Here is a 22,580-nt window from a genome sequence, read left to right on the forward strand (position 1 = left end):
AAAGTTGGGATACGCCCCCGCGCGGCGTATTAGAGTACGCATTATGTACTCAGCGACGAGGTGCAGATGAAGATGAACGATGCATCTGCCGTAAATCCGGCCGACGACCGCTTGCTCCGTCAGTCCCTCGACGAGTTGATGCGCCGAACACGGTTTCCCGTTGTGTTCGGCGGCTTCGCCCACGAGCAGCGGATCTCCATTTCGCACCTCATCGGCAACGAGCGCAATTCACTCCGCGGGCTGCTCGTCTCCGAGGGCTCCGGTCTGGGTGGCCGTGTGCTCGCCGAGGCTCGACCGCGGCTCACCGCCAACTACGCGTCGTCGCGGGCGATCACGCACGACTACGATCGCGCCGTGCTCACCGAGGGCATCACCACCCTGCTCGCGATCCCTGTCGTCGCCTCCGGTCACGTGCTGGGTGTGCTCTACGGGGGCCTCCGCTCGCACTCCACGATCGGCGGAGTGTCGATCGAGCCGGCCACCATGGTGGCGAAGGAACTCGCCATCCGACTGGAGAGACGTCGCAGAGGTGAGGCCGATACGCACCTAGATGCGAGTACCCCCCGGCGCGTCGCGCCGGCTGATTCCCCCGTTTCGGAGCCGTCGCCTACGTTCACGCCAGCACAGACCGAGGAGCTTCGAAGTATCTACGCGGAGATGCGACGAATCAGCGCTCAACTCCACGATCCGACGGTGCGCTCGGAGCTCGAGTTGGTGGAACGACGTCTGATCGGAATGGCTCAGGTCGACGATGAGCCCGAGCAGCCAGACGAGCGAGCTGTGGCCGCGCTGCTGACGGCCCGCGAGTCGGACGTGCTTAGCCAGGTTGCCCTCGGGCACACCAATGCCGCAGTGGCCATTTCGCTCGGCCTGACCGAGTCCACGGTGAAGAGCTACCTGAATCAGGCGATGCGCAAGCTCGGCGCCTCCACTCGCTTCGAGGCTCTGGCGATCGCCCGGCGCAATCACCTTCTCGTATGACCGCCACGACCGTCCGTGCCGTGCTCTTCGACACCTTCGGTACGGTGGTCGACTGGCGCAGCGGTATCGCCTCGGCCTTCGACACGGTTGCGGCGCGCCACTCCAGCCGTCTCGACTCGGTGCATCTCGCGGATGCCTGGCGGCGTCGCTACGCACCCTCGATGCAGCGGATCACATCGGGCGATCGGCCGTACACGGATCTCGACACCCTCCACCGCGAGAATCTCACGAGCGTGCTGGCAGAATTCGAGCTCCCGTTCGAGACATCGGAGGCAGACGTCTACGATCTCGTCCACGCGTGGCACGAGCTCGCTCCCTGGCCGGACAGCGTGCCCGGTTTGCACGCGCTCAAAGCGCAGTACACCATTGGTCCGCTTTCGAACGGACACACTGCTCTCCTTCTCGAGATGGCGAAGTCGGCCGGGCTGCCCTGGGATCTGATCATCGGCTCGGACCTGACGCAGGCCTACAAGCCTGACCCGGCCGCCTACCTTCGCCCCGCGGCGATTCTGGGGCTCGCTCCCGCCGAAGTCATGCTCGTGGCCGCCCACAACGACGACCTGCGCGCCGCTCGGGATTCCGGCCTCGCGACCGCCTTTGTCGCACGGCCGCTCGAGCACGGCTCCGACCAGTCGATCGACCTCGAGGCTGAGAGCGATTGGGATGTGGTGGCCGACGACATCGTGCACCTCGCCGAACTGCTCCACCCGCGACTCGCGCGGTGAGCTCGTCGGTCAGAATCAGTCCCGGGCCCTCAACCGGGTTGAGATCATCGCGCTGAGGCGGGCGGGCTCGATGCTGCCGTCCATCTCCAGCACTCTGGTCAAGGACCTGTAATGCTCGATCAATGGGGCGGTCTCAGCCTCGTAGATGTCCAGGCGCCGGATCACGACTTCCGGGTCGTCGTCGGTTCTCGCCTCCACCCCCGCCCGGGTGCGCATCCGCTCGATCACCGTCGACCGTTCCACGTCCAAGGCGACCACCGCGGTGAGTGCGGTTCCCTGCGCGGTCAGCACGCGATCGAGGGCATCGACCTGGGCAAGAGTGCGAGGATAGCCGTCGAGGATGAATCCCTGCTCGGCATCGGCGGAGCCGAGTCGCTCCCGTACCATCGCATCGGTGATTTCATCAGGCACGAATGCTCCCGAATCGATGTAGCCGGCTACGGCGACACCCAGTTCGGTTCGCCGCCGAAGGTGGTCTCGGAACAGATCCCCCGTCGAGATCGCGGGGATACCGAGTTTCCGGCTCAACAAGCGGCCCTGAGTGCCCTTGCCCGAACCCGGCGCACCCATCAGAACGAGACGGAACCCACGGTCGACTCCGGAGGAGGGCGAACCGGTCGCCTCAGCATCCGACCTCATATGATCGGCGCTCTCGCCGCTTCCGCGGCAGCCAGGATGGGATCCAGTACCGAGGTGTCCTCGATGGTCGCCGGCACCCGGTAGGGCTCACCATCGATGATCTGCCGCAGCGTCTTGCGCAAGATCTTGCCCGACCGAGTCTTGGGCAGCCGATCGACGAACATGACATCGCGGAAGGCGGCCACCGGGCCGATCCGGGTGCGGACGAGATCGACCAGCTGTGCCCGGAGTTCGCTCTCATCGACCGAGCGACCCGACTTGAGGGAGACGAAGCCCATCGCCCGCTGCCCCTTGAGAGCATCCCTCACCCCCACGACCGCGCATTCAGCCACATCGTGGTGGAGTGCGATGACCTCCTCCAAGGCGCCGGTCGAGAGCCGATGTCCGGCGACATTGATGACGTCGTCGGTCCTTCCCATCACGAAGAGGTAGCCGTCATTGTCGAAATAACCGGAATCGCCGGTGGCGTAGTAGCCGGGGAACACATTCAGATAGGAATCGCGCAAGCGGTGAGGTCCACCCCAGACACCAGTGAGAGTGCCGGGCGGCAACGGCAACCGGATGGCGATGTTGCCCTCCCTGCCGGTTTCGACCTCCCGCCCCTTCGAATTCACGATCGCCACGTCGTAGCCCGCCATCGGAACCGTGCTCGACCCGGCCTTCAAGGGCAACGCGCCGAACCCGACCGGATTGGCGCTGATCGCCCAACCGGTCTCGGTCTGCCACCAATGATCGATGACCGGCACACCGAGTCCTGCGGTGATCCACTGGTAGGTCTCCGGATCGAGGCGCTCCCCGGCCAGAAAGAGCGCGCGCAGCGACGACCTGTCGTAACGGGCGAGCTGCTCGAGATCCGGATCGATCCTGTGGATCGCCCTGATCGCCGTGGGAGCCGTGAACATGACGTTCACGCGGTGCTGCTCGACGACGCGCCAGAACGCTCCCGCATCCGGCGTCCCGACCGGCTTCCCCTCGTAGAGCACGGTCGTCGCACCGATCAGAAGAGGAGCGTAGACGATGTAGGAATGCCCCACCACCCACCCCACGTCGCTTGCCGTCCAGAACACGTCTCCCGGACCGGCGCCGTAGATGTTCCGCATCGACCAGTCCAACGCCACGGCGTACCCCCCGCTGTCCCGCACGATCCCCTTCGGATTGCCCGTGGTTCCGGAGGTGTAGAGGAGATAGAGCGGATCATTCGCGGCTATCGGAACCGGTACGGCGGGGTTTGCCGACTCCGCGAGTTCCGACCAATCGAGCCACGTCGCTCCCGCGCCTGCCGGCACATCCTCGATCGAAGTCGGGAAGCCGTCGCGTTCCTTGAGGATCACCGTGTCGATGGCGCCGTCGCTCAGGCGCAGCGCCTCCCGAACCAGAGGTACGTAGTCGACGACTTTTCCGGGCTCCAACCCCCCGGATGCCATGACCAGGATCCTGGCACCGGCATCGACGATTCTCGTCGCCAATTCGTTCGCAGCGAAACCACCGAAGACGACCGAGTGAACGGCGCCGATCCGTGCGCACGCGAGCATCGCAACGACGGCCTCCGGGATCATCGGCATGTAGATGATCACTCGCTCGCCTCGGCGCACACCCTGTTCTCGTAGGACGCCGGCGAAGATGGCCGTCTCGTCCCGTAGCTGGTGGTAGGTGTAGGTGCGGGACTCCGACGTCATCGCCGAATCGAAGATCACGGCGGCCGCGTCGCCACGGCCCGCTTCGATGTGTCGATCCAGGGTGTTGTAGGACAGATTCAACTCGCCGTCTGGAAACCACGACCAGGAATCCCCCGCGTCTTCGATCGCGGTGCGCGGAGCCCGCGACCAATCGATGCGCTTCGACTGTTCCAGCCAGAAGCGGTCGCGGTCGTCAATGCTCGTCCGCCATTGTTCATGGAATCGGTCCAGCGAGTCGGTCATGTCTAAGCCCTTCAAGCGTTCGTGGCGCACCACTGACGGATCATCCGCGATCCGACATGACCATCACAACGGCTACCGTGCAGAGCCGACACCACCGGAAGTTGGTGCCCTGCTCGAATTACGCCCGGCACGGTTGACTTTGTAAACTCACGCGTCATACAGTCAACGCCAGCAGTCGGACCGGCTGTCGAGAATTCGCTCTTCGAACCCTCTGGCACTGAGTTCCGGGGGTCGGCGAGGGCGAAATATGTCACATGGAGGTGACCACGTGTCCAAGAGCGATGTCGTCGAACTGAGCCCGGAGGCAATTGCCTTTGAGAACCTGCTGCAGTCCGGAGGAGCGCCCACGGAGCTGGATATCCGGCGGAATGCCACCGAGAACCTGCACCGGGCCGCATCCGAACCCGAGGGAGTCACCTATCGGGAGGTCGACGCGAACGGAGTGTTTGGAATCTGGGCCGAGCCCGTGGGTGCGAATACTGATTTCGTGCTCCTACACTCCCACGCCGGAGGATCAGTCGTCACCTCCGCATTCGTCGATCGCAAGCTGGCCGGCCATATCGCCAAGGCCGTCGGCATCCCGGTGCTGGTGGTCGACTTCCGGCGGGCGCCGGAGAATAAGTACCCGGCCCAGCTCGACGACGTCGAGACCGCCTTCGAGTGGCTGCTCGAACAGGGCTATCCGTCCGAGAACATCGTCACCATCGGACACTCGATCGGCGGCTTTCTCTCTCTCGCGGTAGCGCTCCGTCGCCGTGACGCCGGCAAGTCGCTCCCCGGAGCAATCGTGTCGATCTCCCCCTGGGCGGACCTCGGGATCGCCAACGACACCATCGAGTCGAACGCCGAAACCGATAAGGTGTTGAGCCGCGGTCTGCTCGAGTTCTTCCGAGAGGCGTGGATTGGTGGCACCGAGACAGCGGCAGACGATCCCAAGGTCAACCTGAACGCGTCGGATCTGTCGAACCTTCCGCCGACGTTGGTGTCGTGGGGAACCTACGAGGTGCTCGCCGGAGAAGACGAAGAACTCGCTGGCCGTTTGAAGGCCGCCGGGAACCACGTCCAGTCCTTGCCGGTCGCCGGCGCTCAGCACTCCTACGTGTGGGCCGCGGGGCGAGTTCCCGAGACTGACAAGGCTATCCAGGAGATCGCAACCTGGGTTCGCACCTCCCTCGCTTTCTGACCCGCCGAACAGACCTTCTTCACGAAAGAGAAACGACCAATGCTTGCTGCAAGACTGAACCTGGAGACAGGCGAATTCGGCGTGAAAGACGTCCCCATCCCAGATCCCCAAGCCGGTTGGGTACGCGTCAAGGTTAAAGCGTGCGGCGTCTGCCTCACCGACCTCCACATCATCGGCGGCCATCTCCGTGGACCTCACCGGCAGACCGGCGAGATCACCCTCGGGCACGAGATCTCCGGCGAGGTGGATGTGGTCGGCAGCGATGTCGAGGGCTGGACCCAAGGAGATCGCGTTGCGATCTCCTTGCTCCACAATCAGGCTGACGGCGAGCACACCGTCGGGGTCGATTTCGACGGCGGGTGGGCCGAGTACGTCGTCGCGCCTGCATCAACGCTCGTACGAATCCCCGACACCCTCCCGTTCGACGTGGCCTCCATCGTCCCCGATGCCGTGTCGACCCCCTGGGCGGCAATCACCCAGACTGCCGACGTGAGGGCCGGCGAGTCGGTGGCGGTCTGGGGCGTCGGAGGCGTCGGAACCCACGCCATCCAGATCCTGCGATTCGTCGGAGCCGCACCGATCATCGCCGTCGACCCCCTGCCTGAGGCACGGGAACGTGCGCTCCGGCTCGGCGCCGACTATGCGATCGATCCGAACGCCGAAGACGCGGTCGCGACCATCAAGGGCCTCACCAAGGGCACGGGGGTGAACGTCGCCTTCGACTTCGTCGGCATATCGGCTGTCGAGGCACAACTGCTTCAGGCAGCCGCACCATTCGGCCGCACTATCTGGGTCGGCGCCAACTCCCAGCCATTCACCCTCGAGACACCGGGCTTACTGCTGTTCCTCCGCCAGCAGATCCGGGGGCACTATGCCAGCGGCCCTGAGGCGGTCCCCGAACTCCTCGACCTGCTCGCGCTCAACCGCTTGGACTTCTCGGAGTCGATCTCGGGCCACTACCCCCTCAGCGACGTGGCCGAGGCGATCGAGCAGCTCCAAAGCAAGAAGGGCAATCCCGTCCGCCTGGTGATCGTGCCGTAGCCGAGCGCCTATCCGGACAATGCTGACACTCCCGGAACAGACGAGCCGGTCCATTGCGGGAGTGTCAGCGCGTCAACGTCGTCGACCACGTGGCCGTCCTCGCAGATCATCACGGCGTGGACACGGCCCCCACAACGGCATTTGGCTGGCGCGAGCTGATTCATGTCCGCCAGCCGGTTCTTCTGCCCCCAATCGAAAAGGGCTACCAGTGTCGGCGCCAACTCACGACCCGCATCCGTCAATTCGTAGCGCACCCTCGAGCGCTCTCCCGAAACCTCGTACAGTTCGGTGCGCATGATGCCATGGTCGCAGAGCATACGCAGACGCGTCGCGAGCAGGTTTCTGGGGCAGCCGAGTACCGCTCCGAAATCCGAGAAGCGCTGCACTCCGTTGAAGGCCTCACGGATGATGAGGAGGGTCCACTTCTGTCCCAGGACTTCGAGGGACAGCCCGATAGGACAGGTCGAGAGGTCAAGAGTCGCACGCTCATGCATCTGCAGATCGTACGGGGACCGAAGGACTATTGCCAGCTTCAGCGCTGGCCAGCCGGCATGTGTTCCTCACAGAGACCACAGGAAATGACTCGTGGCTGCCGTCGACCAAGTGGCATCGCCGGGCGGGACGATCAACGTCGCCGTGAGCGGTCGCATCGCGACCATCACCCTCACTGATCCAAGCCGCCGTAACGCTCTGAACCGCGAGATGCTAGAGGTCCTCTCTCGTGAATTCGCCCGTTTGTCGGCTGACGTGTCTGTGGCAGCAGTTGTGATTACTGGTGCCGGCGACCAATTCTCGGCCGGCCTGGACATTCGGACACTGGACGAAACGCTTGGGTCGCCATTCACGGACGCGATCGCCTCTGTGGCTCGCTTTCCAGGCGTGACCATCGCCTCCATCCGCGGCATGTGTATAGGCGGTGGCGTCGGGCTCGCCGCGGCCTGCGACCTGAGAATCGCGTCACAGGACGCCGTGTTCGGCGTCACCCCCGCGCAACTCGGCGTGCTCTACCCCGCGCAGGCGACCCAGGCGCTCGTCGCGCTAATCGGCGTAGGTGCGACGAAACGGCTTCTTCTCACAGGAGAGCTTGTCGACTCGCTCACGGCCTCAAACCTAGGACTGACCACCGAAGTTGTTCCCGACCACTCTCTGGAACAGCGGGTCGCGCAACTCGGCGAGACCATCGCTTCGCGATCGGACTACTCCGTCGCCGGTTCGAAGAAAATGATCGATGCAATCGTTTGGGGTGCCGACCCGGAAGAGGTGGAGCGGCAGTGGAGGCAGCAACCTGCCGCCCCAGTCGACGGCGACATCGGCCGACAAGCCTTTGCAGCGAAGACGAGACCGTCATTCCGCTGGAGACGCACAGTCAGGTGACCTTATGACCGTCGCCGCCGACAGGCAGGAGCGGCCGCGAACGGACGGACACCTGATTCGGGGAATCGTCCGGCCGAATGTCGGATCGACTCGCGTGCCCCCTTCAGGGTGAAAGAGCCAGATCAAAGGCATGAGTCCACGCGTGCGGATCGCGGATGAACCGCTCTAAAGGCCCCGTCAAACGATCCAGCCCTGATGATGAACCGTCCTTGACGCGGCCGTCGGCCACCGTTCGGCTGCGATCGTACGCCGCTCCGTAATCGAAGGTGACCTCGCCGCTGATGCCGAAGAGCTCGGCGTCGCGATGGAAGGTGTGAGCCAATTCGGCGTTGCGCAGCAGCGCTTTGGAGGGGATGCAGCCGACGTTGAGGCACACGCCTCCCCAGTATTGCTTTTCGATCGCCGCGATCTGCTGCTTGATGTCACCGAGGACGTCTTCGAGGCTGCGCTCCAGGTGGAGGGTTGCGGTCGTACTGCCCTGGCCACCGTCGCCGCACAGGATACCCCAGGTACGGATCTCGAGCAAGAAGCCGGCCGGTTCCTTGCTCGAGACGCACTGAGAGATCCCGTTCCATGGGATCACCGAAGAGGAGTTCGTGCAGATAGGCGCGACCATTCTCGACGTGCTCTCGGATGCACGCGACGACCGGTCGCAGCAGCGCGAGGACGGTCGCGAGGACGTCTTCGCCATCATTCTCGGCGGTGGCTGCCGCCGCGAGTCCCTTCTCGATCGCCGCCTCGAACTTCCCGTTCTGAACCATAATCATCAATTCGGCGTTGGTCGAGGCATAGAGAAAAAGCGTTCCGACCGCGACATCGGCCCGGTCGGCGACCTGCTGGGTCGTGACGCCGCCGACGCCGTGGGCGGTGAACAGCTCCCGGGCGGCGATCATGATGCGCTGTCGCTTGTCTTCTTGGCGCGTTTCCGACGCCCCTGTAGCCCTTGCTCTTCTCGCATGGGGACGTCTGTTGACAAACTTACTGAGTTACCTCACAATTGAGTGTACTCGGAATAGCGACGAAGGAAGGAGAAGAAGAAGAATTGACAATGGAGGGCTCGGCGCCACACGGGAGTGCCCAACGGACGCGCACGCGAACGGTGCCTGTTGGAGGTATCGACTTCGCTTACCGCGAGACCGGTGACGGGCAAGGCATTCCGCTGGTGGCGTTGACCCACCTCGGCGCAAACGTCGACAGCTGGGATCCGGCTGTCGTCGACCTCCTCGCTTTCGATCGAGGACTCGTGCTCATCGGCTATCGCGGAGTCGCTCCTCTCACGGTCGGATCCGGGACTCGATCGAAGCCATGGCCGCCGACGCGGTCGCTGTGATTCGCACCCTCGGACTCGAGCGGGTCGACCTCTTCGGACTGTCGATGGGGGGCATGGTCGCCCAGTCGATCCTCGGCCACGCGCCGAACCTCGTGGATCGGATGATCCTGGCCGGATCCGGGCCCGAGGGCGGACCGAGTTTGACGACGATGACCGGTGTCACCATCCGCGCAACCGCCCGCGCCATCGCGACAGGGACCGATCCCAAGAGGCTGTTGTTCTTCACCCGTTCCCCCCTCGGCAGATCGGCCGCGACCTCATATCTGCGGCTCCTCAAAGAACGCACCGCCGAACGGGATGCTGCCGTCACACCGGCAGTCTTCCGAGCTCTGCTCGGCGCCGTGGAGCACTGGGGCCACCAGACGGCCTCCCCGACGTCATTTGCCGGGTCCTGATCGTGCACGGCGACAGCGACACGATGGCGCCCCTCAGCAATGTCGATGCCCTGGCACGTCGATTCCCGCAAGCGACCGTGCAGGTCTTCCCTGATTCCGGTCACGGAGTCGTCTTCCAGAACTCCGAGGCACTTACTGAGATCGCGCGTAACTTCCTGCGCCGCTGACCACATCGGCATCAACTCATCCGTCCATCCATCCCCGAACAAACTCGACCTGATCGATTCAAGGAGAATCACCCGCGATGAGAGCATTTGTTTTCGACAAGTACAAGCAGCCACTCCACGAGGTGGACTCACCGGAACCCACCATCGGAGACCGAGACGTGCTCGTGCGGGTTGCTGCCGCCGGGCTGAATCAGCTGGATGAGAAGATCCGCACCGGCGAGTTCAAGCGGATCCTCCCTTACGCCCTCCCCCACGCATTGGGTCACGACGTTGCGGGCACGGTCATCCGCACAGGGGCGAAAGTGCGCACCTTTAAGCCTGGTGATCAGGTCTACTCGCGCGTCGGAATGGCCCAGGTCGGCACCTTCGCCGAGCGGGTCGCAGTCGACGAGGCCGACCTGGCACTCGCTCCTACCACCATCAGCACCGTCGAGGCCGCCTCGCTCCCCTTGGTCGCGCTGACCGCGTGGCAGGCACTCTTCGTCAAGGGCGAGGTCGCGGCCGGGCAGAAGGTGCTCATCCACGCCGGTGCCGGCGGGGTGGGGTCGATCGCGATCCAGCTCGCCAAGCACCTTGGAGCGACCGTGGCAACAACGGCCAGCGGCTCCAACGCCGACTTCGTGCGCGAACTCGGGGCGGACATCGTGATCGACTACCGCACGCAGGACTTCGAGCAGCAGCTCTCCGGCTACGACCTCGTGCTTGACAGTCTCGGCGGGGAGAACCTCCAGAAGTCTTTGCGAGTGCTCAGGCGCGGCGGCAAGGCGATCGGGATCGCCGGCCCGCCCGACCCCGCGTTTGCTCGAGCGGCTAGCCTGAACCCGGTGCTCCGCCTGGCGATCACCGCTCTGACCCGCACGATCCGCTCGCAGGCCACCAGGCTCGGCGTCTCCTATGAGTTCCTCTTCATGGCCTCAAGCGGCACACAGCTCCGCGAGATCGCCGGCCTCATCGACAGCGGCGCACTGCGCCCTGTCGTGGGGAGGACCGTTCCGTTCGAAGAGATCCCGGCCGCCCTCGCAGCCCTCGAGGGGGGCGGAATCAGGGGCAAAGCCGTCGCCATCGTCGGCCTCTGACCGACACCGCCCCCCACCCACCCACGACGTCCCAAGAAAGGACCCCTCATGAGTACGACCAACAACGAGCCCATCATCTCTTCGTACGCGAAAGCGCCCACGAAGACCATCAAGATAGGGGGCACCACCTACGCCTACCGGGAACTGGGCCCGAAGGGAGGCATCCCGGTGCTCTTCTTCGTGCATCTCGCCGCAACCCTGGACAACTGGGATCCGCGCATCATCGACCCCATCGCCCAGAACCGGCACGTGATCACGTTCGACCAGCCCGGCGTCGGCGGGTCCAGCGGAACCTTCCCTGGGACCCTGGAAGAGGCCGCCGACCAGGCGTACAACTTCGTCAACGCGCTCGGTTTCGATCTGATCGACATCTTCTCCTTCTCGATGGGCGGGATGATCGCCCAGGACGTCGTCGTGAAGCATCCTGAGCTCGTCCGCAGACTAGTGCTCACCGGCACCGGGCCACGAGGTGGCAAGGACATGGACAAGGTGGTCGGTGCCACCTACTACGACATGGTCCGCGCCGCCCTCACCCGCTCCGACCCGAAAGAGTTCCTCTTCTTCAACCGTGACGTCGCCGGCAAGCGTGCCGGCAAGGAGTTCATCGAACGCCTCAATGAGCGCACCGTCGACCACGACACGCCCATCACGATCAAGGCGTTCCAGACGCAGTTGAAGGCGATCCAGCGATTCGGCCGCTCCGTTCCTTCGGATCTGTCGATCATCACCCAGCCGACGCTGATCGCCAACGGCGACAACGACCGCATGGTGCCCTCGGCGCTCTCAGTCGATCTGCATCGGCGCATCGCGAACAGCGAACTGATCATCTACCCCAACTCCGGCCACGGTGGTGTTTTTCAGTTCCACGAAGAGTTCGCGCTTGTCGCTGTGGAATTCCTCACGCCATGAGCTGATTCTCAGGCGGCGACGGAGACTCCCTATAAATGTCAGCAGTTTTTCGCGCCTCGAGGATAGACGACAGGTGTGGACAGGTAACCGTGGTGCTGCCCCGAAGGTTGGGTTACATGGGTTACGTAGGTTTGTTCGACAAGCACTGACCGTATCATTCCGCCTCGAGGTTTCCGAGAGCGCGCTCCCGTTTTGCCCGTCTGAAGGCCATCGGTTACATCGCGAGCGGAAACGCGTGGTAATCGTTCTTGAACGTAGGGCATTTCAAATGCCTTGGACTCCGACCTGCGCGCCTCTCCATTGAGAGAATGACTACCAATTCGTCCGAGCCACGCTGCTAGTGACTCGCCTCGGAACCGAAGAGAACTACGTTTGTACACGAGAAGGAGCACGATGTCTGCAAACAACGCATCTCCGAGCCGTCGCGAGCGAAACAAGCAGGCCAAACTCGAGCGGATCATCGCGGCCGCGAGCGAGCTGTTTGCCCTTCACGGCGTAGACGAGGTGACCACGCAACAGATTGCCGATCGCGCGGACATCGGCACCGGAACCTTATTCCTGTACGCAAAGACAAAAGGAGAATTGCTGCTCCTGGTGCAGAACGCCCGCTACGAGGCCGCACTTAAAATGGGACAAGCTGAAGCGCAGACGATCCCCAACACTTTGGATGCTGTGATGGCGATCGTGCGGTCTATCGTCGAATGCAATCGCACCCAGGTCGACAATGGACGCACGTACCTACGCGAAGTGGTCTTCGGCGATGCCCAGGAAATCCACCACGTCGAGGCCCTCGCTATCGTCGCACGCACAGAAGAGGCAGTGGCCACTATTGCCCGTCGTGGCGGCGTCTCGGCTTCCGATTCGGCGATCATGTCCAGAATTACATCAGCAATTATGTTCCTCAGTATGGCCGCGGGGCTTAACGCAGCGTTGGACGTCGACTCAGTCGTCGAGGACATACGTCAGCAGGTTTATCTTCTACTCGGCCCCGTCCGATGAATTGTCTTCAAGCAGCCCCGTCGAAATCAGCTCAGAGTTGGTATGGCTTGCTTGGCTGGCTCACCCGGTTGGCCTTCGATTTCGATTTCGATAAGTCAGCAACATGACGACGTTCGAATCGGGACGACTTTCCGCCACCGCAGCACGGCAGCGCTGCCGGCCCCTCTTCAGCGGCCAGCCCGCTTGATATGGTTGTTCGCTTAGGCGGGCGCGGTTCACAGCCCAACTGAAAACGCTCGTAGCGGCATCTGCTTCCTCGCGCTAAAGGCGAGAGCAGGACAAGAGTGCGCCCGGTGCCGTACCCAGGCATTTGTGGTCGCTGGCTAGTGGCAAATCACTGCAATGTGCGCTGCGCAATCACTCTATCGCTCTAGCACGACCGCGAGGCCCTGACCGACGCCGATGCAGATGGCGGCCACGCTGACGCCGCCGCCTCGGCGCTTCAGCTCGTGCGCGGCGTGGCCGACGATGCGGCCGCCCGAGGCGCCCAGCGGGTGCCCGATCGCGATCGCGCCGCCGTGCACGTTCAGGTTCGCCGGATCCAGGTCGGGCCACCCCGCCAGGCAGGCCAGGCTCTGCGACGCGAACGCTTCGTTCAGCTCGACGAAGTCAACGTCGGCCCAGGTCTTGCCCGCCCGCGCGAGCGCCTTGTTTGCGGCCTCGATTGGGGCGATCGGGAAGTCGTCGGGGTCGACGCCGTGCGCGGCCCGGCCGGCGATCCGGGCGAGCGGCTCTCCCGGCAGCACGCCCTCGCCGGCGAGTAGCACCGCAGACGCGCCGTCGTTGATCGACGACGCGTTGCCGGCCGTCACCGTTCCAGTGCCGTCGGTGGCGAACAGGGGCTTGAGAGAGGACAGCTTCTCCACCGACGTGTCATCGCGGATGCCCTCGTCGCGCACCAATTGGTGTCCGGGCACCTGCACGATCTCGGTGTCGTACGCGCCAGCGGCCCAAGCCGCAGCTGCCCGTCGATGTGACAACACCGAGAACTCGTCTTGCGCCTCACGGCTGATACCCCAGATGTGGGCGACCTTCTCGGCGGCCGCGCCGTTGCTGATGGTCCAGTGTGTCGGTAGCGCCTTGTTTGTCATCCGCCAGCCAATCGAGGTATTCCACATCGTCTGATTGCCCACACCCGGCCAGGGTTTGGCCGACTTCTCCACCACGAACGGCGCCCGGCTCATCGATTCCACACCGCCGGTCAGCACGACCTTCGCGTCGCCGGACTCGATCGCCCGCGCACCCTGGATGACCGCCTCGACCGAAGAGGCGCAGAGACGATTGACCGTGACCCCGGTCACCGAGCTCGGGAACCCTGCGAGAAGGGCTCCGAATCGTGCCACGTTGCGGTTGTCCTCGCCGGCCTGGTTGGCGTCGCCGAAGATGACGTCTGCGATCAATGCCGGATCGATTCCGGTGCGCTGGATCACGGCGCGCATAACGAGAGCCGCCAGGTCATCGGGACGCACGCTGGACAAAGCACCGGCAGCCCTGCCGAAGGGCGTGCGCACAGCGTCGTAGACGAAGGCTCCAGTCATCGTTCTCCTCCAGAAGATGGTGTTGTGATGAAATCCGCTATTGGCAGCCCCACAAGGTCGCGCAGGCCGTCGATAGTGGTGTCGCCGAACAGCTCGCGCACGGCGAAGCCATCGTCGGTGACATCGAATACCGCGTAGTCGGTGTACACCCGTGACACGCATCCCAGACCGGTGAGCGGGTACGAGCAGGAGGCGACCAGCTTGGACTCACCCTTCTTGGTGAGCAGGTCGGTCATCACGTAGAGCTGCTTCGCCCCGATAGCGAGATCCATGGCGCCACCGACTGCAGGGATGGCGCCGGGAGCGCCGGTCGACCAGTTCGCCAGATCACCGTTCGCGGCCACTTGGAAGGCGCCGAGCACGCAGATATCGAGGTGCCCTCCGCGCATCATGCCGAAGGAGTCGGCGTGATGGAAGTACGCGGCCCCGGCGACAGCCGTGACCGCCTGCTTGCCGGCGTTGATGAGGTCGGGATCCACCTGACCGGGCTCCGGCGCCGGGCCCGTGCCGAGCATCCCGTTCTCGGTGTGCAGCACGACCTCCCGGTCTTCCGTCAGGTAGTTGGCCACGAGAGTCGGGGCCCCGATCCCGAGATTCACGTACGAGCCCGAGGGGATGTCGTCGGCGATCCGCTGTGCCAGCTCTTGGCGACTGATGGCGCTCATGACGCCTCCTCCGTGTCGCCCGATCCTGCGGGGGCCAGTGGGCGCCCTTCCAGGTCCACTCCGCCGATGAAGACGCCGTCCTGCAGCCAGGAGCGCTCCCCCACCTCCACGACTCGATCGACGAACAGTCCCGGCGTGACGACGGTCTCAGGGTCGAGGCTGCCGAGCGGCACCACCTCGTCGATCTGGACGGCAGTGGTGGTGGCAGCGGCGGCCATGATGGGCCCGAAGTTGCGTGCCGTCTCGCGGTAGACCAGATTGCCCCAGCGGTCTCCCGCCCGGGCGCTGATGAGCGCGAAGTCGGCGCGGATGGGATATTCGAGCGCGTACAGCCGGCCCTCGATCTCCCGGGTCTCCTTGCCCTCGGCGAGTTCCGTACCCACACCGGTGGGGCTGTAGAACGCACCGATGCCGGCACCGGCCGCCCGGATGCGTTCCGCCAGGTTGCCTTGGGGCACCAGCTCGAGCTCGATGGCGCCCTCCCGGTAGAGACCGTCGAAGACCCACGAATCGGCCTGCCTCGGGAAGGAGCAGATCACCTTGCGAACCCTCCGGGCCGCCATGAGCGCGGCGAGGCCCGTGTCACCGTCCCCGGCATTGTTGCTCACGATGGTGAGGTCGCCGGCACCCTGCGCGATCAGCGCATCGATGAGCTCCACCGGCTGGCCGGCGCGGCCGAAGCCGCCGACCATCACGGTGGCGCCATCCGGGATGCCGGCCACGGCCTCGTGCGCCGAGGCCACGGTCTTGTCGATCATGCTGTCCGCTCCTTCGTCACGAGAAACCTCAGTGCTTCTTCGTGCGATCCGCGGCGCGCGCCACCAGCCAGGCGCCGGGAACGATGAGTGCAGCCGCAGCCGCCTTGATCAGTCCCGGGACGATGAACGGCCACACGCCGGCCTCGAGCACTCCGGCCACGGTGACGGGCTGACCCATCACAGCAGCCAGGATGAGGGCCATGTACGGCACCCCGATGAGGAACGGGATGATCGAGGCGCCGACGAACCCGACGAAGGCCAGCACGGGCTTCCGATCCCAGGCCCGCTCCGCGACCCACCCGGCCAGGAACGCGGCGGGGATGAAGCCCAGCACGAAACCGAACGACGGCATCAGAACGTAGGCGGGGCCGGCGAGGGCTCCGGCGAACACCGGGGCCCCGGCCAGACCGAGGAGCATGTAGGTCGTCATCGCGACCGCTCCGCGCCGGGCGCCGAGGGCCGCGCCGACCACGATGACTCCCAGGGTCTGGCCGGTGATCGGGATGGGGCCGATGAAGAACGAGACCTTCGCCAGCAGAGCGACGAGGGCGACGCCGGCGAGCACGAGGCCCGCGTCGACAGCGAGAGCGCGGGCTCGAGTCGACGGCCGGCCGACCAGGTCGGCGAGGACGGGACGTCGGATGGGTGCTGCAATAGACATGATCGATCTCCTTGTGAAGCAGTCAGGGGGTGGTGCTGAGGTACTCGGCGACGAACGCCGTGTTGAAGTCGCCGCTGCGGAAGCGCTCCGTCTCGAGGACCTTCTTGTGGAAGGGCGCGGTGGTGATGATGCCATCCACGACCATCTCGTCGAGCGCTCGGATCGTGCGGGCGATCGCCTCGTCGCGGGTCTGACCCCAGCAGATCAGCTTGCCGATCATGGAGTCGTAGAACGGCGGGATGGTGTACCCCGTATCGATGTGGGTGTCCATCCGGATGCCGAAGCCGCCGGGGGCGCGGAACGACGAGATGGTGCCGGGGCCCGGTGCGAAACCGCGATCCGGGTCTTCGGCGTTGATGCGGCACTCGATCGCGTGGCCGTCGATCCGCACGTCGTCCTGCGTGATGGCGATCGGGATGCCGCCGGCGATCTGCAGCTGCAGCTTGATCAGGTCGATGCCCGACACCATCTCCGACACCGGGTGCTCCACCTGGATGCGGGTGTTCATCTCGATGAAGTAGTACTCGCGCGAGATGTTGTCGAACACGAACTCCACCGTGCCGGCGTTCTTGTAGCCCACCTCGTGGCAGAGCGACACCGCGGCCTCGGCGAGACCGGCGCGCAGCTCCTCGTCGAGCACCGGCGAGGGCGACTCCTCGATCAGCTTCTGATTGCGGCGCTGCGTTGTGCAGTCGCGCTCCCCGAGGTGCAGCACGGTCGTTCCGTCGGAGATGACCTGGATCTCGATGTGCCGGATGTCGGTGAGGTACCGCTCGATGTAGACGCTCGGGTCACCGAAGGCCACCTCGGCCTCGGACATGATCTCCTGCAGATCCTTCTCGAGGGTCTCGGCCGCCTGCACGACGCGCATGCCGCGACCGCCACCGCCGGCCGCCGCCTTGATCAGCAACGGGTAGCCCACGTCGCTGGCCACGGCCAGTGCTTCGGCGTACTCGGCGATCGCGCCGACGGAGCCGGGCACCGTGGGCACACCGGCGCGGCGGGCGATGATCTTCGCCTCGATCTTGTCGCCCATCCGCTTGATGACGTCGGAGGCGGGCCCGATGAAGGTCACCCCCTCCTGCTCGCACATCGCGGCGAAGTCGGCGTTCTCGGAGAGGAACCCGTAACCGGGGTGGATGGCGTCGACCCGGTACGCGAGTGCGGCACCCACCACGGCGTGCGCGTTGCGGTAGCTCGAATTCGCGCGGGCCGGGCCGATGCACACGGCCTGGTCGGCGAGCTTCACCGGCAGCGAGTCCGCATCGGCCTCGGAGTAGGCCAGCACGCTCTTGATTCCGAGCTCCTTGCAGGCGCGGATGACGCGCAGCGCGATCTCGCCGCGGTTCGCGATCAGCACGCTCTTCACAGTCGACGCGGGCGGGTTGGGGCCGACCGGCGTGGAGCCGGCCGAGGTCGTCGAGACGGCTACGGATGCTGCGTGCTCAGCCATTGCGCTTGATCACCAGCAGGGTCTGACCGTACTCGACCGCCTGCTCGTTCTCGACCAGGATCTGCGTGACGGTGCCGTCGAACTCCGCCTCGATGTTGCTCATCAACTTCATCACCTCGACGATGGCGAGCACCGAGCCCTTGCTGACGGTGTCGCCGACCGAGACGAACGCGGGAGCGCCGGGCTTGGGCGAGGAGTAGTAGGTGCCCACCATGGGCGCCTTGACGGCCACTTCGTCTGCGGCGAGGCCGCCGGAGGCGGCGGGAGCAGCTGCGGCCGGCGCCGCGGCAGGGGCCGGGGCTGGCGCAGCGGCCGGCACCGGCGCGGCAGCGGCGACAGACGCGGGTGCCACAGTGGCGACGGGAGCCGGCGCGGGAGCGGCGGCGGGTGCCGGGGCAACGGCAGCCGGAGCCCCCGGAGCCTGGCGGTCGCGGGAGATGAACAGCTCGACGTCGCCGAACTTGATCGAGAGCTCACGCACGTCGTCGGTCAGGTTGACCCAGTCGACGAGGGCGCGCAGTTCCTTGTTATCGGGCTGGTCAAGCGGCATTTTCGGTCTCTCCTTTGTTGATGCGGATCTGCAGGTCTCCGACGGTCAGCGATTGCGTACCGGTCGAGCTCTTGGCGTACAGCGACTTCACGAGGCCGAGGATGGGGCCGTAGACCTCATCCGGATTGCCGCCGGCCTTCACGGTGCGGATCATCTCGTCGACCTGCGTGCCTGCGAACATCGCGCGCAGGAGCAGCAGGTCGATGCCCTCATCGGGGTAGCGCTCCCGTAGGCCGGGCAGCATGGGGGCGATCGGCGAGGGCTCCAGCGCGATGGTGGAGGACCCGTTGGAGATGATCTTCTCCAGCACGTCGGGGTCGATTGGCCCGAGCAGCTCGCCGTAGTAGCCGAGTGCATACTTCTTGATCTCGTTCGGCACGATCTTGTATCGCTCGCCCGAGATGACGTTCATCACCGCCTGGGTGCCCACGAACTGCGCGAACGGCGTGATCATGATCGGGAATGCAAGCTCTTCGCGCACCCGCGCCACCTCGTAGAGCAGTTCGGTGAAGCGGTGCGAGAGCCCGGCCGTGGCCAGCTGGGAGTGGAAGTTCGAGAGCATGCCGCCGGGCAGCTGGTGCATGAAGTGCAGACCGTTGTAGGCGACCGGGTGACCGACGGGCTTGCCCTCGGCCTCGGCGATGGCGATCAGCTGCTGCGAGATCGTCTCGATGCGCTCGTCGTCGACGTTCACGACGTAGCCCAGGGCGCGCAGGTCGCTCACGATGTCCTGGGTCGAGGGCTGCGCGGCGCCGTTGGCCATCGGGGCGATCGAGGTGTGCAGGGCATCGGCGCCGAGCTCGACGGCCTCGAGGTACACCAGCGGGGCGAGCCCGGTAAGGCAGTGGCTGTGGATCTCGAGCGAGCGATCGCCGATCACCGCCTTGAGGGCCGGCACCAGAGTCCGGATGCGATCGGGCGTCAACAGTCCCGCCGCGTCTTTCAGCATGATGGCGTCGACGTCGGCCTTCTCGATGAGCTCGATGGCCTTCGACACGAAGAGCTCGTCGGTGTGGACCGGGCTCTCCGAGAACGACACCGCTCCGAAGGTCGAGGCGCCGAGCTCCTTGGCGCGGATGAGACCGGGAGCGATGTTGTCGACATCGTTGAGACCGTCGAACGAGCCGATCACCCGGAAGCCGTTCTTGTACAGGCTCTCCACCCAAGCCTCGATCACGTCGTCGGCGAGAAAGTCGAACGCCGCGATGTTCTTCGAGCGGATGAGAGCACGGAACGTGGAGTTCGGCGCGTACTGATGGGCCAGCCGCACCCGCTCCCACGGATCCTCCTTCAGGTAGCGCACGGCCACGTCGAACTGGATCGGCGCGACGAGGTCGACCTGCTCGAATCCGACCTTGTCGAAGTCGGGAGCCATCTGCACGATGTGCTCGGTGCGCATCCGCGTGGCCCACAGGCTCTGGTGCGCATCGCGCAGAGTGGTGTCGATGATCTTGATCTCGCGGCAGCTTCCCGGGGGTCGCCCTCCGTTGGCCATCACCGTGGTGATCGATTCGCGTTCGCCCGTCATCTCTGACCCAACTCCTTTGTTGATTGCATCCATTTTCATATAATGAAAGTCGCTTCTGCTATCTGCCGAAATAATAGAATGTCTGGGCGATGTGTCAAGGTCGAAGTCAGGAGGATCTATGGTGACGACAATCCAGTCCGTCGAGCGCGCAGCCCGAATACTGCTCTTCGTCGCGGACAACGGCGGCGTGCAAGCGGCAGAGATCGCGGCGCGATTCGACCTGACGACGCCGACGGCCCATCACCTGCTGACCACGCTCGTGCAGGAGGGCCTGCTGCGGAAGGACAGCGCTCGACGCTACGAACTCGGCAATGCCAGCGAGCGGATCAGCGAGGGTGTCGCGCGGCAACTGCGACCACCGGCCGAGTTACGGCACGCGCTCTCCGAGCTGGCCCGGCGAACGGGAGAGTCCTGCTACCTCACCGCATGGAGGGGTGACCGCATCCGCGTCATCGCCGTGGTCGAGGGCGACCACGCCGTGCGCGTCTCGGGCCTCGTCGTGGGCTATTCGGAGGACATCCACGCTCGCGTCGGTGCCCGGGTGATGCTCACCCACGCCGACACAGACCTCCGCGACTGGGTGCTGTCCGGCTACGACTACACGCCGCTCACCCCGAACACGCCGCGCAACCGATTCGAGCTCGACGTCGAACTCGAACGGATCGCGGCCACCGGGATCGCGCACGACCGCGAGGAACTGCGCCCTGGGGTCTGCTCGATCAGCGCACCGGTGTGGCTCGACGGCCGCGTGCGGGCCGCCCTCTCGCTGACGGCACCCGCCGAGCGTTTCCGCTCGAACGAGGACGCCTACATCACAGCTCTGCTCGACTGCGCAGCGCTCTGATAGCCGGGAGGAACACCCGAGTGAACAGGAGGAACGCCCGAGTGGAAAAACACCCAGCGAGATACTCCTCGCGCCGCAACGTTGTAAAGCACGAGACCTCCCAGTTCTTGAGCGCCCGATCGCATAACCGCGTAGCTTGCCTTGAGGTAGCGACATGTCGTGTCGATCTCCATGCATGGGTTGCTATCGATTGCATCGACGCCCGCCGGGCCGGGCGAACGCTGGTCGAACAGGAGAGGCTCCGACGTTACGGACTAATGATCGTCTCTGTACTCAGGCTTGCCACATTCGAACAAGACGCCGCGAACCTGTTCTCCGACTCGTGTCGTTCCGTTACGAACACGCCTCGCCCACCCTTGCCTCGACCGGCTATTCAGCGGAATGGGCGAAGGACTCGACGACCCGCTTCCACGATCGACCGCATCGTCCACCTCGCCGAAGTCTTCGCACTGAAACGCGACAGCTACCGACTCCGCGGCCGAGCAGCCGAAAGCCTCCCGGTCATCAGCACTCAACATTTGGCAGACTACAAAACAACCCGGTGGCCTATGCGCCCGTCGCATTGGGTTGCTTCTTGAACGTTGCCGACACTTATGCCCAAACTATCGGTCCAATGTGTTTTCCGTCGCGATACGTCCAAGCCACTTCAAGCTAGGTTTTGGGGTTCGTTTGAACGTTCGTCGGTCCACCGCGATGAGCCCAAATGTGGGTCCCCAGTGCCCCCACTCATAGTTGTCGAGCAGACTCCAATGAAGGTAGCCGCGAACGTCTACCCCATCATTGATCGCCGCCGACAAGTGTCCGAGCGCCTCACGTGTGTACTCGATGCGCCGCTCGTCAGCGTCGGTCGCGATGCCGTTCTCGGTAACGAGAATCGGGAGGCCTGTGCGCGCCCACGTATGTCGAACGGCCATTCCGAGAGCATCGGGTCGATAGGCGGAACCTACAAGTGTGTTGTCCGGGTGTGGCGGGTGTGGAACTAATCCGTCTGCGTCAACTTCTTGCGAGGAGTAGGACTGTACTCCGACGAAGTCATCCCCCGCTGTCGCGTTTAGGTAATAGTCTTCCCATTCGTGGCGAACTACCTCTAGTCGGGCTTCTCCGCCCGGAGCCGCGGTGAAGGCTTGATTGGCCACGGTCCAGCCGACCTTCGCGTCAGTCCTCTGGCGGAGGACATCGCGAGCGGCATGGTGGGCATCAACGAGAGGCACTGCGTAACGGATGTCTGGAGTAAGAAGCGCAACGACACCCTCTTGATTAACGGAGTCGCCTTCGACGGTCGGGCTCTGCCATTCTGTTTTCTGACCTTTCGCGTACGCGGCTTCCATGGTGATCATCATCGCGAGCATGTTCGGTTCGTTGATGGTGGCCACCCACTCAACGTCGTCTAGGATCGGCGCGGCTGCGGCTGTGAAGGCTGCAAACCGTGCGGGAGCATCGGCGGACGTCCACCCTCCGCGTTCGGCGAACCAGCGAGGGCTGCTGAAGTGGTGCAGCGTCACCACTGGAGTAATGCCGAGCTCTCGCGCCGTTTCGATCATCCGTCGGTAGTGCGCAAGCTCAGCCAGAGAGATGTGACCTGGGCGGGGTTCGATTCGGGCCCATTCGATCCCGAAACGATAGCTGGTCAGTCCAGCTTCTGCCAGAAGTCTCATGTCCTCACTGAAGCGGTGGTAGCTGTCGTCGGCGTCGCCACTTGGCTCCATGCCGGGAATCAAGCCTTCGCGAGCCCACCAGTCGCTGTTGACATTGTTGCCCTCGGTCTGGTGTGGAGACGTTGACGCTCCCCAGAGAAAGCCGGATGGAAAGTGTGACATGGGAATCCTTCGTTTAGTTGGAGGAGGG

Annotated in this window: 23 protein-coding genes and 1 pseudogene; 11 read left to right on the forward strand and 13 right to left on the reverse strand. The window is 64.5% G+C overall.

Features of this window, described 5'->3' with window-relative positions; genetic code table 11:
- Window positions 1–72: 72 nt before the first annotated feature.
- The gene (locus tag BLW00_RS19130) at window positions 73–981 is read left to right on the forward strand and encodes a LuxR C-terminal-related transcriptional regulator (protein WP_175494403.1); all 909 of its coding nucleotides are present in this window, start codon (window positions 73–75) and stop codon (window positions 979–981) included.
- Window positions 978–1,706 carry a haloacid dehalogenase type II gene (locus BLW00_RS19135; RefSeq protein ID WP_092557255.1) on the forward strand — a complete coding sequence of 243 codons (729 nt, stop codon included), beginning with the start codon at window positions 978–980 and terminating at the stop codon, window positions 1,704–1,706. The genes BLW00_RS19130 and BLW00_RS19135 overlap by 4 nt, the downstream gene beginning before the upstream one ends.
- Window positions 1,707–1,721: 15 nt before the next feature.
- Here the strand turns inward: BLW00_RS19135 and BLW00_RS19140 are convergent, their stop codons facing one another.
- Together BLW00_RS19140 and BLW00_RS19145 are read right to left on the reverse strand one after the other, a co-directional pair.
- Window positions 1,722–2,276 (reverse strand): adenylate kinase, encoded by a 555-nt coding sequence (locus BLW00_RS19140; RefSeq protein ID WP_092557577.1) that lies wholly within the window; start codon window positions 2,274–2,276, stop codon window positions 1,722–1,724.
- Between the two features lie 65 nt (window positions 2,277–2,341).
- Window positions 2,342–4,264 carry an AMP-binding protein gene (locus BLW00_RS19145; protein WP_175494404.1) on the reverse strand — a complete coding sequence of 641 codons (1,923 nt, stop codon included), beginning with the start codon at window positions 4,262–4,264 and terminating at the stop codon, window positions 2,342–2,344.
- Window positions 4,265–4,532: 268 nt separating this feature from the next.
- Here BLW00_RS19145 and BLW00_RS19150 point away from each other — a divergent pair, with 268 nt between their 5' ends.
- A complete protein-coding gene (locus tag BLW00_RS19150; RefSeq protein ID WP_175494405.1) occupies window positions 4,533–5,447 on the forward strand; it encodes an alpha/beta hydrolase in 915 nt (304 codons plus the stop codon).
- 39 nt (window positions 5,448–5,486) lie between these two features.
- A complete protein-coding gene (locus tag BLW00_RS19155) occupies window positions 5,487–6,488 on the forward strand; it encodes a zinc-binding dehydrogenase (protein ID WP_092557259.1) in 1,002 nt (333 codons plus the stop codon).
- Between the two features lie 8 nt (window positions 6,489–6,496).
- On the opposite strand, the gene BLW00_RS19160 is transcribed toward BLW00_RS19155, so the two are convergent.
- Entirely contained in the window at window positions 6,497–6,982 is a 486-nt protein-coding gene (locus BLW00_RS19160) for a winged helix-turn-helix transcriptional regulator (protein ID WP_092557261.1), read from the reverse strand.
- Window positions 6,983–7,073: 91 nt separating this feature from the next.
- Here BLW00_RS19160 and BLW00_RS19165 point away from each other — a divergent pair, with 91 nt between their 5' ends.
- Entirely contained in the window at window positions 7,074–7,862 is a 789-nt protein-coding gene (locus tag BLW00_RS19165; protein WP_092557263.1) for an enoyl-CoA hydratase/isomerase family protein, read from the forward strand.
- A 208-nt stretch (window positions 7,863–8,070) separates the two neighbouring features.
- Here BLW00_RS19165 and BLW00_RS19170 read toward each other — a convergent pair.
- Window positions 8,071–8,268, reverse strand: a pseudogene (locus BLW00_RS19170) (dihydrolipoyl dehydrogenase); the annotation flags it as partial.
- A 16-nt stretch (window positions 8,269–8,284) separates the two neighbouring features.
- A complete protein-coding gene (locus tag BLW00_RS24455) occupies window positions 8,285–8,755 on the reverse strand; it encodes a TetR/AcrR family transcriptional regulator (protein ID WP_092557265.1) in 471 nt (156 codons plus the stop codon).
- A gap of 304 nt (window positions 8,756–9,059) precedes the next feature.
- Between BLW00_RS24455 and BLW00_RS24115 the strand changes: the two genes are divergently transcribed.
- The 5 genes from BLW00_RS24115 to BLW00_RS19205 all read left to right on the forward strand — a co-directional run bounded on the left by BLW00_RS24115 (window position 9,060) and on the right by BLW00_RS19205 (window position 12,738).
- Complete coding sequence (locus BLW00_RS24115; protein WP_407650982.1) at window positions 9,060–9,587, forward strand: alpha/beta fold hydrolase; 528 nt, start codon at window positions 9,060–9,062, stop codon at window positions 9,585–9,587.
- A 2-nt stretch (window positions 9,588–9,589) separates the two neighbouring features.
- Window positions 9,590–9,754, forward strand: a complete 165-nt coding sequence (locus BLW00_RS24460) for an alpha/beta fold hydrolase (RefSeq protein ID WP_092557271.1) — start codon at window positions 9,590–9,592, stop codon at window positions 9,752–9,754.
- 77 nt (window positions 9,755–9,831) lie between these two features.
- Complete coding sequence (locus BLW00_RS19195; RefSeq protein ID WP_092557273.1) at window positions 9,832–10,830, forward strand: NADP-dependent oxidoreductase; 999 nt, start codon at window positions 9,832–9,834, stop codon at window positions 10,828–10,830.
- Window positions 10,831–10,878: 48 nt separating this feature from the next.
- On the forward strand, window positions 10,879–11,739 hold the full coding sequence (locus BLW00_RS19200; protein ID WP_092557275.1) for an alpha/beta fold hydrolase: 861 nt from the start codon (window positions 10,879–10,881) through the stop codon (window positions 11,737–11,739).
- A gap of 393 nt (window positions 11,740–12,132) precedes the next feature.
- Window positions 12,133–12,738, forward strand: coding sequence for a TetR/AcrR family transcriptional regulator (locus tag BLW00_RS19205; protein ID WP_092557277.1), 606 nt, complete (start codon window positions 12,133–12,135; stop codon window positions 12,736–12,738).
- 362 nt (window positions 12,739–13,100) lie between these two features.
- On the opposite strand, the gene BLW00_RS19210 is transcribed toward BLW00_RS19205, so the two are convergent.
- From BLW00_RS19210 to BLW00_RS19240, 7 genes are read right to left on the reverse strand one after another with little or no spacing between them, the layout of a single operon-like run.
- Window positions 13,101–14,276, reverse strand: a complete 1,176-nt coding sequence (locus tag BLW00_RS19210; RefSeq protein WP_092557279.1) for a thiolase family protein — start codon at window positions 14,274–14,276, stop codon at window positions 13,101–13,103.
- Window positions 14,273–14,941 (reverse strand): 3-oxoacid CoA-transferase subunit B, encoded by a 669-nt coding sequence (locus BLW00_RS19215; RefSeq protein ID WP_092557281.1) that lies wholly within the window; start codon window positions 14,939–14,941, stop codon window positions 14,273–14,275. Before BLW00_RS19215 ends, BLW00_RS19210 begins: the two co-directional genes overlap by 4 nt.
- Entirely contained in the window at window positions 14,938–15,699 is a 762-nt protein-coding gene (locus BLW00_RS19220) for a 3-oxoacid CoA-transferase subunit A (RefSeq protein WP_092557283.1), read from the reverse strand. The genes BLW00_RS19215 and BLW00_RS19220 overlap by 4 nt, the downstream gene beginning before the upstream one ends.
- A 28-nt stretch (window positions 15,700–15,727) precedes the next feature.
- Window positions 15,728–16,360, reverse strand: coding sequence for a biotin transporter BioY (locus BLW00_RS19225; protein ID WP_092557285.1), 633 nt, complete (start codon window positions 16,358–16,360; stop codon window positions 15,728–15,730).
- A 22-nt stretch (window positions 16,361–16,382) separates the two neighbouring features.
- Window positions 16,383–17,813 (reverse strand): acetyl-CoA carboxylase biotin carboxylase subunit, encoded by a 1,431-nt coding sequence (gene accC, locus BLW00_RS19230; RefSeq protein ID WP_092557287.1) that lies wholly within the window; start codon window positions 17,811–17,813, stop codon window positions 16,383–16,385.
- A complete protein-coding gene (gene accB / locus BLW00_RS19235; protein WP_092557289.1) occupies window positions 17,806–18,363 on the reverse strand; it encodes an acetyl-CoA carboxylase biotin carboxyl carrier protein in 558 nt (185 codons plus the stop codon). The genes accC and accB overlap by 8 nt, the downstream gene beginning before the upstream one ends.
- Entirely contained in the window at window positions 18,353–19,891 is a 1,539-nt protein-coding gene (locus BLW00_RS19240; protein ID WP_092557291.1) for a pyruvate carboxylase subunit B, read from the reverse strand. Before BLW00_RS19240 ends, accB begins: the two co-directional genes overlap by 11 nt.
- A gap of 118 nt (window positions 19,892–20,009) precedes the next feature.
- On the opposite strand from BLW00_RS19240, the gene BLW00_RS19245 reads away from it, so the two are divergent.
- Window positions 20,010–20,735, forward strand: coding sequence for an IclR family transcriptional regulator (locus BLW00_RS19245; RefSeq protein WP_092557293.1), 726 nt, complete (start codon window positions 20,010–20,012; stop codon window positions 20,733–20,735).
- A 602-nt stretch (window positions 20,736–21,337) separates the two neighbouring features.
- Here BLW00_RS19245 and BLW00_RS19250 read toward each other — a convergent pair.
- The gene (locus tag BLW00_RS19250) at window positions 21,338–22,552 is read right to left on the reverse strand and encodes a family 1 glycosylhydrolase (RefSeq protein ID WP_175494407.1); all 1,215 of its coding nucleotides are present in this window, start codon (window positions 22,550–22,552) and stop codon (window positions 21,338–21,340) included.
- Window positions 22,553–22,580: the final 28 nt, after the last annotated feature.

Source organism: Herbiconiux ginsengi, from assembly GCF_900107435.1.
Lineage (GTDB): Bacteria > Actinomycetota > Actinomycetes > Actinomycetales > Microbacteriaceae > Herbiconiux > Herbiconiux ginsengi.

Excerpts from the sequence above, each read along its gene's own strand:
- accB (WP_092557289.1), bottom strand. The coding sequence starts at position 18,363 with ATGCCGCTTGACCAGCCCGATAACAAGGAACTGCGCGCCCTCGTCGAC.
- BLW00_RS24455 (WP_092557265.1), bottom strand. The coding sequence starts at position 8,755 with ATGATCGCCGCCCGGGAGCTGTTCACCGCCCACGGCGTCGGCGGCGTC.
- BLW00_RS19195 (WP_092557273.1), top strand. The coding sequence starts at position 9,832 with ATGAGAGCATTTGTTTTCGACAAGTACAAGCAGCCACTCCACGAGGTG.
- BLW00_RS19215 (WP_092557281.1), bottom strand. The coding sequence starts at position 14,941 with ATGAGCGCCATCAGTCGCCAAGAGCTGGCACAGCGGATCGCCGACGAC.
- BLW00_RS19160 (WP_092557261.1), bottom strand. The coding sequence starts at position 6,982 with ATGCATGAGCGTGCGACTCTTGACCTCTCGACCTGTCCTATCGGGCTG.
- BLW00_RS19145 (WP_175494404.1), bottom strand. The coding sequence starts at position 4,264 with ATGACCGACTCGCTGGACCGATTCCATGAACAATGGCGGACGAGCATT.
- BLW00_RS19130 (WP_175494403.1), top strand. The coding sequence starts at position 73 with ATGAACGATGCATCTGCCGTAAATCCGGCCGACGACCGCTTGCTCCGT.
- BLW00_RS19140 (WP_092557577.1), bottom strand. The coding sequence starts at position 2,276 with ATGGGTGCGCCGGGTTCGGGCAAGGGCACTCAGGGCCGCTTGTTGAGC.
- BLW00_RS19225 (WP_092557285.1), bottom strand. The coding sequence starts at position 16,360 with ATGTCTATTGCAGCACCCATCCGACGTCCCGTCCTCGCCGACCTGGTC.
- BLW00_RS19245 (WP_092557293.1), top strand. The coding sequence starts at position 20,010 with ATGGTGACGACAATCCAGTCCGTCGAGCGCGCAGCCCGAATACTGCTC.
- BLW00_RS19135 (WP_092557255.1), top strand. The coding sequence starts at position 978 with ATGACCGCCACGACCGTCCGTGCCGTGCTCTTCGACACCTTCGGTACG.
- BLW00_RS19250 (WP_175494407.1), bottom strand. The coding sequence starts at position 22,552 with ATGTCACACTTTCCATCCGGCTTTCTCTGGGGAGCGTCAACGTCTCCA.
- accC (WP_092557287.1), bottom strand. The coding sequence starts at position 17,813 with ATGGCTGAGCACGCAGCATCCGTAGCCGTCTCGACGACCTCGGCCGGC.
- BLW00_RS19200 (WP_092557275.1), top strand. The coding sequence starts at position 10,879 with ATGAGTACGACCAACAACGAGCCCATCATCTCTTCGTACGCGAAAGCG.
- BLW00_RS19205 (WP_092557277.1), top strand. The coding sequence starts at position 12,133 with ATGTCTGCAAACAACGCATCTCCGAGCCGTCGCGAGCGAAACAAGCAG.
- BLW00_RS19240 (WP_092557291.1), bottom strand. The coding sequence starts at position 19,891 with ATGACGGGCGAACGCGAATCGATCACCACGGTGATGGCCAACGGAGGG.
- BLW00_RS19210 (WP_092557279.1), bottom strand. The coding sequence starts at position 14,276 with ATGACTGGAGCCTTCGTCTACGACGCTGTGCGCACGCCCTTCGGCAGG.
- BLW00_RS19220 (WP_092557283.1), bottom strand. The coding sequence starts at position 15,699 with ATGATCGACAAGACCGTGGCCTCGGCGCACGAGGCCGTGGCCGGCATC.
- BLW00_RS19155 (WP_092557259.1), top strand. The coding sequence starts at position 5,487 with ATGCTTGCTGCAAGACTGAACCTGGAGACAGGCGAATTCGGCGTGAAA.